This is a genomic window from Streptomyces sp. RP5T (assembly GCF_003933965.1).
In the GTDB taxonomy this organism is placed as follows: domain Bacteria; phylum Actinomycetota; class Actinomycetes; order Streptomycetales; family Streptomycetaceae; genus Streptomyces.
In genome coordinates this window covers 1-16,034 of record NZ_RSAJ01000161.1, presented here as the reverse complement: position 1 = coordinate 16,034, position 16,034 = coordinate 1, and the positions used below count along the sequence as shown (strand labels likewise).

Annotated in this window: 14 protein-coding genes and 1 pseudogene; 3 read left to right on the top strand and 12 right to left on the bottom strand. The window is 70.0% G+C overall.

The annotated features are described in order from the left end of the window. A pseudogene (locus EHS43_RS18775) lies at positions 1–476 on the top strand (LLM class flavin-dependent oxidoreductase); the annotation flags it as partial. Between the two features lie 174 nt (positions 477–650). On the opposite strand, the gene EHS43_RS18770 reads toward EHS43_RS18775, so the two are convergent. From EHS43_RS18770 to EHS43_RS18745, 4 genes are all read right to left on the bottom strand, one after another. After that, complete coding sequence (locus EHS43_RS18770; RefSeq protein ID WP_125191922.1) at positions 651–2,069, bottom strand: sugar porter family MFS transporter; 1,419 nt, start codon at positions 2,067–2,069, stop codon at positions 651–653. Between the two features lie 168 nt (positions 2,070–2,237). Beyond that, positions 2,238–5,822 carry a chromosome segregation protein SMC gene (gene smc / locus EHS43_RS18765; RefSeq protein WP_125191921.1) on the bottom strand — a complete coding sequence of 1,195 codons (3,585 nt, stop codon included), beginning with the start codon at positions 5,820–5,822 and terminating at the stop codon, positions 2,238–2,240. 240 nt (positions 5,823–6,062) lie between these two features. After that, complete coding sequence (locus tag EHS43_RS18755; protein WP_016432419.1) at positions 6,063–6,266, bottom strand: hypothetical protein; 204 nt, start codon at positions 6,264–6,266, stop codon at positions 6,063–6,065. Between the two features lie 381 nt (positions 6,267–6,647). Beyond that, positions 6,648–6,929 (bottom strand): acylphosphatase, encoded by a 282-nt coding sequence (locus EHS43_RS18745; RefSeq protein WP_125191919.1) that lies wholly within the window; start codon positions 6,927–6,929, stop codon positions 6,648–6,650. A 172-nt stretch (positions 6,930–7,101) separates the two neighbouring features. On the opposite strand from EHS43_RS18745, the gene EHS43_RS18740 reads away from it, so the two are divergent. Together EHS43_RS18740 and EHS43_RS18735 are read left to right on the top strand one after the other, a co-directional pair. After that, entirely contained in the window at positions 7,102–8,187 is a 1,086-nt protein-coding gene (locus EHS43_RS18740; RefSeq protein WP_125191918.1) for a CAP domain-containing protein, read from the top strand. A gap of 87 nt (positions 8,188–8,274) precedes the next feature. After that, entirely contained in the window at positions 8,275–8,676 is a 402-nt protein-coding gene (locus EHS43_RS18735; RefSeq protein ID WP_125191917.1) for a helix-turn-helix domain-containing protein, read from the top strand. Here the strand turns inward: EHS43_RS18735 and mutM are convergent. The 8 genes from mutM to recG form a co-directional block, all read right to left on the bottom strand. Beyond that, positions 8,649–9,509, bottom strand: coding sequence for a bifunctional DNA-formamidopyrimidine glycosylase/DNA-(apurinic or apyrimidinic site) lyase (gene mutM, locus EHS43_RS18730; protein ID WP_125191916.1), 861 nt, complete (start codon positions 9,507–9,509; stop codon positions 8,649–8,651). The two genes, EHS43_RS18735 and mutM, sit on opposite strands and share 28 nt — an antisense overlap. A 106-nt stretch (positions 9,510–9,615) precedes the next feature. Next, positions 9,616–10,434 carry a ribonuclease III gene (gene rnc, locus EHS43_RS18725; RefSeq protein WP_125191923.1) on the bottom strand — a complete coding sequence of 273 codons (819 nt, stop codon included), beginning with the start codon at positions 10,432–10,434 and terminating at the stop codon, positions 9,616–9,618. Between the two features lie 19 nt (positions 10,435–10,453). Next, on the bottom strand, positions 10,454–10,627 hold the full coding sequence (rpmF, locus tag EHS43_RS18720; protein WP_006139588.1) for a 50S ribosomal protein L32: 174 nt from the start codon (positions 10,625–10,627) through the stop codon (positions 10,454–10,456). A 2-nt stretch (positions 10,628–10,629) separates the two neighbouring features. Next, positions 10,630–11,283 carry a DUF177 domain-containing protein gene (locus EHS43_RS18715; RefSeq protein WP_007384942.1) on the bottom strand — a complete coding sequence of 218 codons (654 nt, stop codon included), beginning with the start codon at positions 11,281–11,283 and terminating at the stop codon, positions 10,630–10,632. A 131-nt stretch (positions 11,284–11,414) separates the two neighbouring features. Beyond that, positions 11,415–12,479 (bottom strand): ATP synthase F0 subunit B, encoded by a 1,065-nt coding sequence (locus EHS43_RS18710; protein WP_125191915.1) that lies wholly within the window; start codon positions 12,477–12,479, stop codon positions 11,415–11,417. 57 nt (positions 12,480–12,536) lie between these two features. Beyond that, positions 12,537–13,016: a pantetheine-phosphate adenylyltransferase gene (coaD, locus tag EHS43_RS18705; RefSeq protein WP_020138732.1), complete on the bottom strand. Its 480-nt coding sequence runs from the start codon at positions 13,014–13,016 to the stop codon at positions 12,537–12,539. Between the two features lie 26 nt (positions 13,017–13,042). Then, complete coding sequence (gene rsmD / locus EHS43_RS18700) at positions 13,043–13,630, bottom strand: 16S rRNA (guanine(966)-N(2))-methyltransferase RsmD (RefSeq protein ID WP_125191914.1); 588 nt, start codon at positions 13,628–13,630, stop codon at positions 13,043–13,045. 40 nt (positions 13,631–13,670) lie between these two features. Beyond that, a complete protein-coding gene (recG, locus tag EHS43_RS18695; RefSeq protein WP_125191913.1) occupies positions 13,671–15,899 on the bottom strand; it encodes an ATP-dependent DNA helicase RecG in 2,229 nt (742 codons plus the stop codon). Positions 15,900–16,034: the final 135 nt, after the last annotated feature.

The window sequence follows — 16,034 nt, the reverse complement described above, 5'->3', positions numbered from 1 at the left end:
CCCTCCTCCTGGTCGGCGGCTCCTCCCAGGCCGCCGCCCGCCGGGCCGCCCGCCTGGGCCTCCCCTTCTTCCCCAGCGCGCACCTGCCGGAGCTGGAGGCGTACTACAAGGAGCGGCTCGTCGAGTACGGCACCGAGGGCTGGACCATGATGCCGACCTCCGAGACGCCGTTGCTGCACATCGCCGAGAACCCGGACGAGGTGTGGGCGCGGCACGGGGAGCACTTCCTGCACGAGGCCCGTACCTACGCCTCCTGGCAGTCCGGTGACATCCGTTCGGCGGTCCGCTCGACGGCCACGAACGTGGACGAGCTGCGCGCGGAGGGCGTGTACCGGATCCTCACCCCCGAGGAGTGCGTGGAGCAGGGCCTCGACAACCTCGTCCTGCATCCGCTGGCGGGCGGAATGCCGGTGGAGGAGGGCTGGCGGAGCCTGCGGCTGTTCGCGGAACAGGTGATCCCGGCACTGGGCGGCTGAGCCGCGACTCCGCGTCGTGGCGTACGCCGGTGCGGGGCCCACTGCTCGGGATCCGTACCCCGTGCACACGGCACCGCCGCTCCTGCCGGGCGGTTGCCTGACAGGAGCGGCGGACGGTTCGGGAAGAGAGGCAGCGGGGTGTTGGCCCCTCCCCCCGGGCTCGTGGGCGGGCCGTCAGCCCATCTCCTCCAGCCTCTTGCCCTTCGTCTCCTTGACGTACCTGAGGACGAACGGGATGGAGAGCGCGGCGAAGACCGTGTAGATCACGTAGGTCGCGGAGAGGTTCCAGTCGGCCAGCGACGGGAAGCTCGCGGTGATGGCCCAGTTGGCGATCCACTGCGCGGACGCGGCCACACCGAGGGCGGCGGCGCGGATCCGGTTCGGGAACATCTCGCCGAGGAAGACCCAGACGACCACACCCCAGGACAGGGCGAAGAAGAGCACGAACACGTGGGCGGCGATGAGGGCGGTCCAGCCCTGCGCGGCCGGCAGCTTGCCGTCGACCAGGTCGAAGGAGAACGCCCAGGCCTCCAGCGCGAGACCGATCACCATGCCGACCGAGCCGATCAGGGCGAGGGGGCGGCGGCCGACGCGGTCCACGAAGATCATGGCGATCACGGTGCCGACGATGTTGATGATCGACGTCGTGAAGGAGTAGAAGAACGAGTCCGTCGGGTCGACGCCGACCGACTGCCACAGCGTCGAGGAGTAGTAGAACGCTACGTTGATGCCGACGAACTGCTGGAAGACCGACAGGCCGATGCCGACCCAGACGATCGGCTTGAAGAAGAAGGAGCCGCCGAGCAGGTCCTTGAAGGTCGACTTGTGCTCGCTCTTCATACCGTGCTCGATCTCGGCGACGCGGGCGTCCAGGTCGATCTTGTCGCCCTCGACCTCCGCGAGGATCTCCCGGGCCCGCTGGTGCTTGCCGACGGAGATCAGGAACCGGGGGGACTCCGGGATGGCGAAGGAGAGCAGGCCGTACAGGACGGCCGGGATCACCATGACACCGAGCATGACCTGCCAGGCCTCCAGGCCCATCAGCTCACCGCGCTGGTCGCCGCCCGCCGCGTTCAGCAGACCCCAGTTGACCAGCTGCGAGATGGCGATGCCGATGACGATCGCGGCCTGCTGGAAGGAGCCGAGCCGGCCGCGGTAGGCGGGCGGGGCGACCTCGGCGATGTAGGCCGGGCCGATGACCGAGGCCATGCCGATGGCGAAGCCGCCGACGATCCGCCAGAACGCCAGGTCGTACAGCGCGAAGGGCAGCGCCGAACCGATGGCGCTGACGGTGAAGAGGACGGCTGAGATCTGCATGCAGCGGATACGGCCGATGCGGTCCGCGATGCGTCCGGCGGTCGCCGCACCGATGGCGCAGCCGATCAGGGCGATGGCGATGACCTGCGCCAGGGCCGCGGAGCCGATGTCGTAGCGGCCCCGGATGGCCTCGACCGCGCCGTTGATCACGGAGCTGTCGTAACCGAACAGGAATCCACCCATCGCGGCCGCCGCCGCGATGAAGATGACATGCCCGAGATGATCGGGATGAGCCGTGCCGGCTCCTGACTTCTGCGCCTGCGCTGTGTTGGTCACGTTCAACTCCTAAGGCCATCGGCAACGCTGCCTGAAGGCAAGAACAACGATGCAGACCCTATGCCTTCAAGTTCCGAAATCAACAGCGGGGGCTGTGTGAGAAAACAGGCACTGGTGAGGATGTTGAGTTCAAGGAATGAAGAGATGGAAACGGGGTAGCCGGGAGGACTAGCGCAGCCGCTGGCTGATCACCTTCGAGACGCCGTCGCCCTGCATGGAGACGCCGTACAGCGCGTCGGCGACTTCCATCGTCCGCTTCTGGTGCGTGATCACGATGAGCTGCGAGGCTTCCTGCAGCTCCTGCATGATGCGGATCAGCCGTTGGAGGTTGGTGTCGTCGAGGGCGGCCTCTACCTCGTCCATGACGTAGAACGGGCTGGGCCGCGCCTTGAAGATCGACACGAGCAACGCTACGGCCGTGAGGGAACGCTCGCCACCGGAGAGCAGGCTGAGCCGCTTGACCTTCTTGCCCGGCGGCCGCGCCTCGACGTCCACGCCCGTGGTGAGCATGTTGTCGGGGTCGGTCAGGATCAGCCGCCCCTCGCCGCCCGGGAAGAGCCGGCTGAAGACGCCCTCGAACTCACGGGCGGTGTCCCGGTAGGCCTCGGTGAAGACCTGCTCGACGCGCTCGTCGACCTCCTTCACCACCTGCAGCAGATCGGCGCGGGTCTTCCTCAGGTCCTCCAGCTGCTCACTGAGGAACTTGTGCCGCTCCTCCAGCGCCGCGAACTCCTCCAGCGCGAGCGGATTCACCTTGCCGAGCTGCTGGTACGCCCGCTCGGCCGCCCTGAGCCGCTTCTCCTGCTCGGCCCGGTGGAACTGCTTCGGCTGGTTGCGCGGATGCTCCGGGTCCTCGGGCAGCTCCTCCCCCTCGGCCGGCAGGGAGGGCGGTACGAGCTGGTGGGGGCCGTACTCCTCGACGAGACCGGCCGGTTCGACGCCCAGTTCCTCCAGCGCCTTGGTCTCCAGCTGCTCGATCCGCATCCGCTTCTCGGCGCCGAGCACCTCGCCCCGGTGCACGGAGTCGGTCAGCTTGTCGAGTTCCGCCTTGAGATCGCGGCCGGTGTTCCGGGCGGCGGTCAGCTCCTGTTCCCGCAGCGCCTTGGCGGCCTCGGCGGCCGTCCGCTCCGCGTCCGCGCGCGCGAGGGACACCTCGACGTGTGCGAGCAGCTGGCGCGCGCCGAGGGCCACCGCCTCCGCCACGGCGGCCTCGTGCCGCAGCCGGGCCCGCCGCTGTTCGGCACGCGCGCGTGCCTCCCGTTCCGCGCGGGCGGCACGGTCCAGGGAGTCGGCACGGCCGGAGAGTCCCTTGACCCGCTCCTCGTGCGTACGGACCTGGAGGCGGGCCTCCATCTCGGTCTGGCGGGCGTTGGCGCCGTCGGCGGCGAGACGGTCCCGTACCGACGTGTCGGGCTCCTCCTCGACCGGCATCTCCTCGGCGACGGCAAGGCGTTCGGCGAGTTCCTCGACGTCTTCGAGAGCCTTCTCCAGCGCGTCCTGCGCGCGGGCGGCCGCCGCCGTGGAGCGCTCCGCCTCGCCCGCGGCACCGCGCGCCTGGCCGGAGAGCCTGCCGAGCTGCTGGGCCACGGCGGACTTCTCGCGGTCCGCGGCGCGGCGGCGCTCGCCGAGCTCCTCGACCCGGGCGGCCGCCACCCTGCGGTGCTCCACGGCTGTGTGCTGGGCCTCGGTGAGTTCCTCGCAGCGGATCGCCAGCTCGTCGAGTTCGGCCGCCGCCTCGTCCACGGAGGCCTGTACTTCGAGGAGGCTGGGGGCGCCGGCGGAGCCGCCGTGCGCGAAGTGGGCGCCCAGGAGGTCGCCTTCGGCGGTGACGGCGGTGAGATGCGGGTGGGCGTAGACGAGGTCTTCGGCGTCCTCGAGGGTGCCGACGACGACGATGCCGTGGAGGAGGCGCCTCACCGCGGGGAGGAGGTCCTGGGGAGCGCGGACCAGGTCTGCCGCGTGTTGATGGGTGGCGTCCGCGGGTCCGTCGTGGCTGGTCGCGCAGTTCCCCGCGCCCCCGGGCAGGTCTTCGGGAGCCCCTGCCAAGAGGAGTGACGCACGGCCCGCGTCCTGCTTCCTCAGCAGGCGGATCGCTTCTGCCGCTGCCGACGGGGAGGTCACGGCCAAGGCGTCCGCCGCTGCTCCGAACGCCGCCGCCAGGGCTGCCTCGTGGCCCGGTGTCACCGTCAGGAGCTCGGCCGCCGGACCCAGCAAGCCGGTGAGACGGTCCTTGGCGCCCAGCAGCGCCCCCGTCCCGTCCTTCCTCCGCAGCCCCATCGCCAGCGCCTCATGGCGGGCCTGCGTCGCCGCGCGCCTGCGTTCGGCCGCCGTGACCGCCTCGCGGGCGGCGGTCAGAGCGGTCTCCGCCTCGGCCAGCTCGCGTCTGGCGGCCTCGTGCTGCTCCGCCAGCTCCGCGTCGCCCGCGTCGAGCCCGTCCACCTCGGCCTTGAGCGCCTCGTACTCCTCCTGCGCGGCGAACGCCCGCTCCTGGGCCTCGTCCCGCGCGGCCGCGAGCCGGTCGATCTCGGCCTGGGCGGAGGCGGCGCGGGAACGGGCCGCGTTGACCTGGCCGCTGAGACGGGCGAGGCCCTCACGCCGGTCCGCGATGGCCCGGGCCACGTCCTTCAGCCGCCGTTCCTCCTGGGCGAGCTCGCGCTCCAGTTCGGCGCGGTGGGCGACGGTGTCCTCCAGCGCACGCTCGGCCGCCTCCAGGGCCGCCTCCAGCTCGGCCTCCTGCTCGCGGATCCGGGCCGCCTCACGCTCCATGTCCTCGGGGTCCCGGCCTCGCCGCTCCTCGGGCGGCGCCGAGGTCGCGCTCTTCACGCGCGCGTCGGCCAGCGAGATCGTGCCGCGCACCCGCTCGGCGAGCTGGGAGAGCTCGTACCAGGTCTGCTGGGCGCGCTGCAGCCGGGGCGTGAGCTGCCGAACCTCGTCCTCCAGAAGGCCCTCACGCTGGAGGGCCTTCTTCAGTTCCTGCTCGGCTGCCTCCTTGCGCTCCTTGAGCGCGGCCTCGTCCGCGACCTCGGCCTGCAGCGCCTGCCGCAGTCGTACGAGATCGTCGGCGAGCAGCCTCAGGCGGGCGTCCCGCAGGTCGGCCTGGATGACGGCGGCCCGCCGGGCGACCGCGGCCTGCCGGCCGAGCGGCTTGAGCTGGCGCCGGAGTTCGTCGGTGAGGTCCTGCACGCGCGCGAGGTTGGCCTGCATCGCGTCCAGCTTGCGCAGCGCCTTCTCCTTGCGCTTGCGGTGCTTGAGGACGCCGGCCGCCTCCTCGATGAAGGCGCGGCGGCCGGTCGGGTCCGCGTGCAGGACGGAGTCGAGCTGGCCCTGGCCGACGATCACGTGCATCTCGCGGCCGATGCCGGAGTCGGACAGGAGTTCCTGGATGTCCAGCAGACGGCAGGTGTCGCCGTTGATCTGGTACTCGCTGCCGCCGTTGCGGAACATGATCCGCGTGATGGTGACCTCGGCGTACTCGATGGGCAGGGCCCCGTCGGAGTTGTCGATGGTCAGGGACACCTCGGCGCGGCCCAGCGGCGGGCGGCCGGTGGTGCCGGCGAAGATGACGTCCTCCATCTTGCCGCCGCGCAACGACTTGGCGCCCTGCTCGCCCATGACCCAGCTGAGCGCGTCCACGACATTGGACTTGCCCGAGCCGTTCGGGCCGACCACGCACGTGATTCCCGGCTCGAACCGGAGCGTGGTCGCCGAGGCGAACGACTTGAACCCTCGGAGGGTCAGGGCCTTGAGGTGCACGCCGCTGGACTCTACCTTCCGGGGGTGTCTCACTCCATGAACGCGCTGTTGCCCGCGGTTTCACCGTTGAACGTGGAGGGCACACCAAACGTTAAGAGAGTGAAAGGGTGCACGGGGGCAAGAAAGAAGGGACGCCGAAGCGTCCCTTGCAAACTCTGACAACTTAGCGGCTGATACGGGTTGACGGTTGGTACGGGCCGCCCGGACCACTGCGTGAGCTGTCGTGGAGCGATGCAGTGATCAGGTGAGCGCAGGCTCCGCCTGGTGTGCGTCGATGCTCTCCATGATCCTGTCGTGAGAAGCGGCAGCCGCGAGCGCGTCGTTCTCCGCCTGGATCCGTACGAGCTCGGATTCCAGGTCCTGGACGCGCTGCTGGAGCCGTCGCATCTCGGCGAGGAGTCGAGGGTCCGAGCCGCCGACGTAACCGAGAAGCGCCTTTGCCATGATGGATGGTCCTCCACACTGAGTGACCGACCGATGCGGTGTGGGTCGTGAGGGATTCGCACCCGCGGTGCTTGACACTTTTGAGTTTGTGCTGCCGTTCTTCCATGCCAAACAGCTAAGGTGCGCGGGGTGCTTTCAGCGTCTCACCAAAAAGTTTGACGGTCAACACGATCACGCCCCGTATTGGTGGCAACCCGCGCCGGCGCGGCCTGAGAACGGCGGCGCAGCGGCTCCCTCGGGCCCCCGGGGGCGTGACGATCATTGTTAGCCCGGGAGCCTGCCACGGCGTGGCCTTCTTGGCAACCACCTGGGCCTTTCTGCTTCCGGCAGGTGCCCGTGGCATGTCCCGCAGCTCCCTGGGAGCCGTTTCGCGGGAACGGCTCATCGGATGGCGAAGCCGTCGTAACCCCCGCGAGGTGTGTCCCAGATCTCGGTGACGCCGTCGACGCGTCCGGGCGTGTCGTCACCGAGGAGCCAGTCGAGGAGTTCGCGGCAGCCCTTCGGTGCCCCCTCCGCGACCACCTGGACGCGTCCGTCGTCCAGATTGAGAGCAAAACCACTCAGGCCGCCGATCTCCAGGGCCTTGGCACGCGTGAACCAGCGGAAACCCACACCTTGGACGCGTCCGCGCACCCAGGCGACCAGTCGTACATCCTCGCTCATGGGTGCAACCTAACCGGCCAATGTCTCTCCGGGCACTCCTTCATCCGGCGCCATGCGGTACTGTCCGCTGCCAATGAATCTCATACGAAACTCACTCGATCGTGTGGGTTTTGTGACTTTGGTTGACCGGAGGGACGCGTCGACCTCAAGAACAGACGAGGAAGGCAAGGACATGGGACGCCACCGACGCTCCGCCGCCGGCCGCGCCGCCACGGGCCGCGCCACGGGGTTCACACAGACGCAGGGCTCCTTCGGGAGCGGATACGACCCGCAGGACTCGTACGACTTCACCTCGGCGGCGACCACGGTCCACCCGGGCCACCAGGACGCCGACCCCTACGCGCGCAGTGACGCCTACCTGTTCGCGTCGGAGGAGGAGTACGCGCTGTACCGCGGCGAGAGCTACACGCCCGCCGGTGGTGCGCGCCGCAGCGGCTCGCACCGCCGCCGCAAGAAGAACCTCGTGACGCCGGTCAAGACCGGTCTGCTCGGGGTCTCTGCCGCCGTCGCGATCGGCACGGTCGCGGTCGCCACGGGTGTGGTGCCCGGCCTGGACAACTACAAGCTCGGCGGCGGCAGCACGACCGGCGGTGACGTCCAGGCGGCCGGCTCGCCGACCAACTCCCCCGCCGAGCAGGGCGGTACCTCCGGCAGCGCCGACAGCCGCGAGGACGGCTCGTCGACGAGCCGGGACGCCGATCGCGCCTCCTCGCCCGCCCCGGCCCCCTCCACCTCGACGGCCGCACCGAGCGAGAAGCCGACCGAGGAGCCGACGAAGAAGCCGGCGGCCACGCCGAGCAAGAAGCCGGAGACCACTCCTTCGCAGAAGGAGCGGGAGCCGGCGAAGAAGGAGACCACCGCGCCGGTGGAGGTCTCCACGGAGGCCGCCGCCGAGGCCGAGGTGCTCCGGCTCGTCAACGTCGAGCGGGCCAAGGTGGGCTGCAGCCCCGTCGCCGCCAACAGCTCGCTGACCGGGCTCGCCGAGGCCTTCAGCAAGGCCATGGCCGACCAGGGCTTCTTCGACCACACCGACCCGAGCGGCGCCACCCCGTGGGACCGCGCCGCGAAGGCCGGGATCACCAGCCTCGGCGGCGAGAACATCGCCCGGGGCCAGGCCGACGCGGCCTCGGTGATGGAGGCCTGGATGAACAGCCCCGGCCACAAGGCCAACATCCTGAACTGCGACTTCAAGACGCTGGGCGTCGGGGTGCAGTTCGGCGCGGGCGGCCCCTGGTGGACCCAGGACTTCGGCTACTAGGAACCCTGCCGGGACTCGCCGCGGATCGCACTAACTATTGGTTAGTGCGATCTGTCGGTTAGTGCTGTCTTCCAGTACGCTCGTGACATGGACACCATGCAGCAGCCCTCGGAGGCGCGGGACCTCCCGTACGACGTGTTCGCCAAGGCCTGCCCCTCGCGCGGCACCCTGGAGCACGTGACGGGCCGCTGGGGCGCACTCACCCTCGGCGCCCTGTACGAGGGCTCGCTGCGCTTCAACGAGCTGCGCCGCCGGGTCGACGGCGTGAGCGAGAAGATGCTCTCCCAGACGCTCCAGGGCCTGGAGCGCGACGGCCTGGTGCACCGCGAGGCCCAGCCCACCAACCCGCCCCGGGTCGACTACGAACTGACCCCGCTGGGCCACGAGCTCGCCGAGCGCCTGCTGGACCTCATCCGCTTCGTCGAGGGCCGCATGGACGACGTCCTGGCCGCCCGCGAGCGCTACGACGTGACGCGCGGCGCCCGCTGACACCTCGGGCAGAAGTAACTGGACCGGTTCATCCAGGGCCGTCGGCGCATCGGCGTACCGCACCGCTTGCACGGCAGCCCCTCCCGGCCGTACGCGTCGAGGGACCGGTCGAAGTAGCCCGACTCGCCGTTGACGTTGACGTACAGGCTGTCGAAGCTGGTGCCGCCGACTGCGAGAGCCGCGTTCATCACGTCCCTGACGTGGCCCAGGAGTTCGGCCGTGCGCGGGCGCGTGAAGCCGGCGGTGGGGCGCTCGTAGTGGATGCGGGAGCGCCAAAGGGCCTCGTCTGCGTAGATGTTGCCGACCCCGCTGATCAACGACTGGTCCAGCAGGGCCCGTTTGATGGTGGAGCGCTTGCGGCGCAGCGCCTGGTGGAAGGCGTCGTCGTCGAAGAGCGGGTCGAGGGGGTCGCGCGCGATGTGCGCGATCACGTCGGGCAGACCGTCGGGGGTGTTGTCGTGCAACGACAGCCCGCCGAAGGTGCGTTGGTCGACGAAGCGGAGTTCGGTGTCGATGTCGTCGGCGAACGCGACCCGGATCCTGAGGTGCTTCTCGTCGGGCGCCGCGTGCGGCTGCACCAGCAGCTGGCCGCTCATCCCGAGGTGGGCCAGGACCGACTGGTCCGTGTCCTCCAGCGGCAGCCACAGGTACTTCCCGCGGCGGCTCGGGGTGCCCACGCGGTGGCCCTTGAGGCGGTGCGCGAAGTCCTCGGCACCGGCGAGGTGACGCCGGACCGCGCGCGGGTGCAGCACCTCGACCTCGGCGACCGTGCGGTGGGCGACCCACCGTTCGAGACCGCGCCGTACGACCTCGACCTCGGGCAACTCGGGCATGGGGCTCCCGTCACGGACCGGTGCACGAGCCGAGCGCCCGCCCCGGTGCATCGGGGCAGGCGCTCGGCTGCGCTGTTCTTTCGGACGCGCTGGGTGCTTCCAGGCGTCAGGCGGAGACGGACGACGGGCCTTCGTCGTCGTCCTCGGAGGCTTCGACGGCTTGGACGGCTTGGACTGCCTTGTCGGCCGCCGCCTTGGCACGCTCGTCCGCGGCGGCCCTGATGGACCTCCAGGCGGACTCCGCGGCCTGCTGCTCCGCCTCCTTCTTGCTGCGGCCGGTGCCGGTGCCGTACGAGACGCCTCCGACGCGGGCGGCAGCAGTGAAGGTCTTCTCGTGGTCGGGGCCGGTCTCCGTGACCAGATACTCGGGCACGCCGAGTCCTTCGGTCGCGGTGAGCTCCTGGAGACTGGTCTTCCAGTCCAGGCCGGCACCGAGGTTGGAGGACTTCTCGATCAACGGATCGAAAAGCCGGTGGACGAGCTCGCTCGCCGCATCGAGACCCTGGTCGAGATAGACCGCGCCGATCACCGCTTCCAGGGTGTCGGCGAGGATGGATGCCTTGTCCCGGCCGCCTGTGCCCTCTTCACCACGGCCGAGCCGGATGAAGGAACCCAGGTCTAGCCCACGGCCGACCTCCGCCAGCGCACGCGAGTTGACCACCGCGGCCCGCAACTTGGCCAGTTGGCCTTCGGGCAGGTCGGGGTGGGTGGTGTACAGCGTGTCCGTGACCACGAGGCCGAGCACGGAGTCCCCGAGGAACTCCAGCCGTTCGTTGGTCGGCAGACCGCCGTTCTCGTACGCGTAGGAACGGTGGGTCAGCGCACGCACCAGAAGGGCGGACTCGAGCTTGTACCCGAGCCGCCCTTCAAGCAGCGTGTGGGACGAGGCCTGGTTGTCGCCCGAGTTCTTCTTCGGCGTGGACACAGTGCCTCTCACCAGCCGCTCAGACCTCGAGGACCTGGCGCTTGTTGTAGGTGCCGCAAGCGGGGCACGCGATGTGCTGCAGCTTGGGCTCGTGGCAGCGCTCGCACGCAACCAGGGTGGGGACCGCAGCCTTCCACTGCGACCGGCGGTGGCGCGTGTTGCTGCGCGACATCTTCCGCTTCGGAACAGCCACGGCTACTTCTCCTGCTTCTCGTTGGCGGGCGCCGATCGAGGCGCTTCGCCACTCATCTCGTCCTTCTCGCCGTCTTCGAGTGAACCGGCGAGTCCCTGCAGTGCCGCCCAACGGATGTCGACGGCGTCGTGGTGGTGGTCCGGGTCGTCCGTGAGCCGCTCTCCGCACTCGGAGCACAGGCCCAGACAGTCGTCCTGGCACACCGGCTGCATCGGCAGTGCGAGCACCACCGCATCACGCAGCACGGGTTCGAGGTCGAACAGGCCGTCCTCGATGAAGAGCCTGTCCTCGTCTTCCTCGGCGTCGTCGGCCGGTTCCGCTTTCACGCGGCCACGGTCGTCGGCGTCAGGGTACGAGAACATCTCCTGGAAGTCCGCTTCGAGCGCCAGCTCAAGCGGCTCCAGACACCTTACGCACTCCCCCTCGGCCTGTGCACGGGCGGTGCCTGTGACAAGCACCCCTTCCATGACCGACTCGAGCCGGAGTTCGAGCACGACCGGGGCGCCTTCCGGCACTCCGATCACTCCCTGGATGCCCAGATCCTTGGGAGCGTCGATCTCGCGGGTCAGGCGCTGCAGCGCGCCAGGACGCCGACCCAGCTCGTGTGTGTCGAACACGAGGGGGTTGCGGTGGTCGAGGCGAGCGTTGGGAGCCATTCCTGCTTTCGATCTTCGAGCTCAGAGGGACGCCGCCCTTCGGTGTTGCCGGGCAGCGTTGATCGCGGACGTACACGCGACCGAAGAGCCAGGATACTGGACCTTTCGCTCACGGCCCAATCCGGTGGTTCCTACTGGCCGCGGCCCTGCTCGTACGCCCTCAACTGCTCCGGCGTGATCATGCCGGTGTCGAAGAGGCTGGTCTCGTCGAGGGCGTAGTTCTGCTGGGCCTCGTGCTGCTGCGACTGCTGGACCTGCTGGGCTTGCTGCTGGTCGTAGGCCGCCTGCTGCTGGTCGTAGCCCTGGTAGGCGTAGGGGTCGGCCTGCTGGTAGCCGTACGGGTCCTGCTGGGCGTAGGGATCGGGCTGCTGCTGGTAGCCGGCGTAGGCGTCGGTCTGCTGCTGGTAGCCGTACGCCGGCTGCTGGGCGTACTCCGGCTGTTCGGCCGGTGCCTGGGCCGCGGCCCGGTTGTCCTGCTCGGCGAGGGCGGCCAGGTCGGCCAGGTAGTCGGCGTCGCTGGAGTGCTGGACGGTGGAGGTGTGGTCGCCGAGGGCGCCGAGGTCGTCGGTGGCGATACGGCCGTGCAGCTTCTGGCGGCCGCGGCCGACGGCCTCCAGGGTCTTGGCCAGGACCGCCTCGAAGGCGCCGAGCTTGGCGTCGACGTAGGAGTCGGCGTCCTTGCGCAGGGTCTCGGGGTCGTGGCTGCGCTCGGGGGCGTCCTCGTCCTCGTAGCCGTTCTCGTCGAGGCCCGGGCCGGTGCCGAGGAGCTTCTCGCGGCCGCGGCCGACCGAGCCGAGGGTCTTGGTGAGGACGACCTCGAAGTTGGCGAGCTTGGAGTCGACGTAGTCGTCGGCCTCCGCGCGGACCTCCTCGGCCTCCTGGCGGGCCTCGTTCAGGATCCGGTCGGCCTCGGCCTGGGAGCGGCGCGCGATCTCGGTGTCGGAGATCAGGGAGCCGCGCTCGGCGTGCGCGGTGGAGATGATCCGCTCGGCCTCCTGGCGGGCCTGCTCGACCATCTGCTCACGGTCGCCGATCAGTTCCTGGGCCTGCGCGAGGGAGCCGGGCAGGGCCTGGCGCAGCTCGTCGAGCATCGCGAGCAGTTCGGCGCGGTTGACCATCACCGAGGCCGACATGGGCATCGACCGGGCGCCGGAGACCGCGGCGACGATCTCGTCGAGCTTCTTCTGCACGTCCACCTGTGCTCGCCACTCTCTACAGCTGTGTTGGAGACGGACGGGACGACTGTAGTCCCATCAGCCCTTGCGGAGGCGCTCGTTCAGGGCTTCGAGGACCCGCGGGGGCACCAGGTGGGAGACGTCTCCGCCCCAGGTGGCGACCTCCTTGACGAGCGAGGAGGACAGGAAGCTGTAGGTGGGGTTGGTCGGCACGAAGAGGGTCTCGACACCGCTGAGGCCGTTGTTCATCTGGGCCATCTGCAGTTCGTAGTCGAAGTCGCTGACCGCGCGCAGGCCCTTGACGATGGCCGGGATGTCGCGCTCCTTGCAGTAGTCGACGAGCAGGCCGTGGAAGGCCTCGACGATCACGTTGCCGTACTCGGCGGTGACCTCGCGGATCAGGTCGATCCGCTCGTCGATCTCGAACAGGCCCTTCTTGGACTTGTTGATCATCACCGCGACGTAGACCTCGTCGTACAGTCTGGAGGCGCGGGAGATGATGTCCAGGTGTCCGTTGGTGATCGGGTCGAACGACCCGGGACAGACGGCGCGGCGCACTTGAGATCCCTCGCTCTCCGGTCCGGTCATCGTGCGTCTTCGCACGTAGAGGCGGCGCGACCGTACCAAAACGTTCCCTCGCCGTAGCGACGGGCCTTGACCGCGTCGAAGCCGGGCGGCCACGCGAATTCCCCGCCTCTGGTGCTGCGCTCCACGGTGACGAGGGCCTCCGGCGCGAGCCAGTGTTCCGAGCGGAGTGTGAGCAGGATCTCGCGAAGATCGTGGTCCGTGACCCGGTACGGAGGGTCCAGGAAGACGAGGTCGTACGGCTCTGCCGGCGCCCCCGCGCCGATGATCTGTTCGGCCTTGCCCGCGCGGACCTCGGCGCCGGGCAGGCCGAGGTTCCTGACGTTCTCGCGGATCGTGCGGGCGGCGCGGGCGTCGGCCTCCACGAGGAGGGTGTGGCCCGCGCCCCGGGAGAGGGCTTCGAGGCCGACCGCGCCCGATCCGGCGTAGAGGTCCAGGACGCGTTCGCCCGCGAGGGGGCCGCCGAGCAGGGACTGCCAGGTGGAGAAGAGGCCTTCGCGCGCGCGGTCCGAGGTGGGCCGGGTGCCGTTGCCCGGCGGGACGGCCAGGCGGCGTCCGCCGGCCCTGCCCGCGATCACGCGCGTCATCTTCGGTCCTTGTTCGGGGGACGGTTACGGATCCAGTTTCTCAGCCCTTCTCCAGGTACTGCTCCCTCTCCTCGTCCAGGAGCGCTTCCAGGGCCGTGCGCAGGCCGGGGAGGGCGGTCAGCTCCGGGTCGGCCTCGACCACCGCCGTCGCCTCCTGCCTGGCCTGCGCGATGATCTCCTCGTCCTCGATCACGGCGAGGACGCGCAGGGAGGTCCGGGCGCCGGACTGGGCCTGGCCGAGGACATCGCCCTCGCGGCGCTGCTCCAGGTCGATGCGGGACAGCTCGAAGCCGTCCAGGGTCGAGGCCACCGCGTTCAGCCGCTGGCGGGCGGGGCTCGCCTCGGGCATCTCCGACACCAGGAGGCACAGGCCGGGTGCCGAGCCGCGGCCGACCCGGCCGCGCAGCTGGTGGAGCTGGGAGACGCCGAAGCGGTCGGCGTCCATGACGACCATCGCCGTGGCGTTGGGGACGTTGACGCCGACCTCGATGACCGTGGTGGCGACCAGGACGTGGGTCTCGCCGGCGGCGAAGCGGCGCATGACCGCGTCCTTGTCGTCGGGGTGCATACGGCCGTGCAGGACCTCGACGCGCAGGCCGTGCAGCGGGCCCTTCGTGAGCTGGTCCGCCACGTCGAGCACGGCCAGCGGCGGGCGCTTCTCGGCCTCGTCCTCCGGGGACTTCTTCTTGGCGGACTTCCTGGGGTCGTCCTCCTCGTCGCCGATGCGGGGGCAGACCACGTACGCCTGGTGGCCGTTCTCCACCTCCTCGCGGACGCGTTCCCAGGCGCGGGCGAGGAAGTGGGGCTTGTCGGCGGCGGGCACCACATGGCTGGCGATCGGGGAGCGGCCGGCGGGGAGCTGGTCGAGGACGGAGGTCTCCAGATCGCCGAAGACCGTCATCGCGACCGTGCGCGGAATGGGGGTGGCCGTCATGACGAGGAGGTGGGGCGGCTGCTTTCCCTTGCCGCGCAGGGCGTCGCGCTGCTCGACGCCGAAGCGGTGCTGTTCATCGACCACGACCAGGCCCAGGTCGTGGAACTGCACCTTGTCCTCGATCAGCGCGTGTGTACCGATCACGATCCCGGCCTCGCCGGTGACCAGGTCCAGCATGGCCTGCCGGCGCGCGGCCGTCCCCATCGACCCGGTGAGCAGCACGACCTTGGTGGCGTGCTCGGATCCGCCGAGCATCCCGCCCTCGGCGAGCTCGCCCATCATCTCGACGATCGAGCGGTGGTGCTGCTGTGCGAGTACCTCGGTGGGGGCCAGCATGGCGGCCTGTCCGCCCGCGTCGACGACGGCGAGCATGGCGCGCAGGGCCACCAGGGTCTTTCCCGAGCCCACCTCGCCCTGCAGCAGCCGGTGCATCGGATGGGCCGTGGCCAGGTCGTCGAAGATCTCCTTCGAGACCTTCCGCTGGCCTTCCGTGAGAGTGAAGGGGAGGCGGTCGTCGAAGGCCGTGAGGAGGCCGTCCGGGGCCGGTTTCCGGGGCACCGCGGGGAGTTGGGCGTCCGCGTGGCGGCGGCGGGCGAGGGCCACCTGGAGGACGAAGGCCTCGTCCCACTTCAGACGGGCGTGGGCGTCGGCGATGTCGGCCTTGGTGTGCGGGCGGTGGATCTTGAGGAGGGCCTCGGGGAGGGGGACCAGGCCGCGGCCCTCGCGCAGTGACTCCGGGAGGGGGTCGATCGCCTCCTGGGCGCTCGGCAGGACCGTCTGGATCGCCTTGCCGATCTTCCAGGACTCCAGTTTGGCGGTGGCGGGGTAGAGGGGGATCAGGGCGCCCGCCCAGGTCTCGACGGTTTCCGCTGACTCGTCGCCGGCTCCGCGCAGCAACTCATAGGCCGGGTGGGCCAGTTGGAGGCGGCGGTTGAAGAGGGAGACCTTGCCGGCGAACAGCGCGCGGGTGCCCGGCAGGAGTTCCTTGTGGGGCTTGTGCACGCCGTTGCCGAAGAAGACCAGTTGGAGGCGGCCGCTGCCGTCCGTGATGGTGACCTCCAGCCGCTGCCCCTTGCCGCGCGGCGCCTTGGCGGAGGCGAAGGTGTGCAGACGGGCGTCGGCGACCTGGGCGACCACGGTGACGTGCTCGTCCATGGGCAGGTCGGCGAGGTGGGTCAGCTGCCCCCGCTCCTCGTATCTGCGCGGGTAGTGGTGCAGGAGGTCGCCGACGGAGTGCAGGCCGAGATGCTCGGCCATCACCTTCGCGGTGGCGGGGCCGAGCACTGCCTTCAGCGGTTGTTCTAGTGGTTCTTCCAGCGCGGGCACGAGATCCATTGCACACCACCCCACTGACATTGCCGTATACATACCGCGAAACCCCTGGTCAGACGGCTGGTTGGGGCATACGATGGCGCGCTCCGGCCATCCGCCCGCGGTCACCGCCCCACCCGGGACCGCCCGACCCCGCGC

Excerpts from the sequence above, each read along its gene's own strand:
- EHS43_RS18755 (WP_016432419.1), bottom strand. The coding sequence starts at position 6,266 with ATGGCAAAGGCGCTTCTCGGTTACGTCGGCGGCTCGGACCCTCGACTC.
- EHS43_RS18745 (WP_125191919.1), bottom strand. The coding sequence starts at position 6,929 with ATGAGCGAGGATGTACGACTGGTCGCCTGGGTGCGCGGACGCGTCCAA.
- EHS43_RS18740 (WP_125191918.1), top strand. The coding sequence starts at position 7,102 with ATGGGACGCCACCGACGCTCCGCCGCCGGCCGCGCCGCCACGGGCCGC.
- EHS43_RS18735 (WP_125191917.1), top strand. The coding sequence starts at position 8,275 with ATGGACACCATGCAGCAGCCCTCGGAGGCGCGGGACCTCCCGTACGAC.
- mutM (WP_125191916.1), bottom strand. The coding sequence starts at position 9,509 with ATGCCCGAGTTGCCCGAGGTCGAGGTCGTACGGCGCGGTCTCGAACGG.
- EHS43_RS18715 (WP_007384942.1), bottom strand. The coding sequence starts at position 11,283 with ATGGCTCCCAACGCTCGCCTCGACCACCGCAACCCCCTCGTGTTCGAC.
- rsmD (WP_125191914.1), bottom strand. The coding sequence starts at position 13,630 with ATGACGCGCGTGATCGCGGGCAGGGCCGGCGGACGCCGCCTGGCCGTC.
- recG (WP_125191913.1), bottom strand. The coding sequence starts at position 15,899 with ATGGATCTCGTGCCCGCGCTGGAAGAACCACTAGAACAACCGCTGAAG.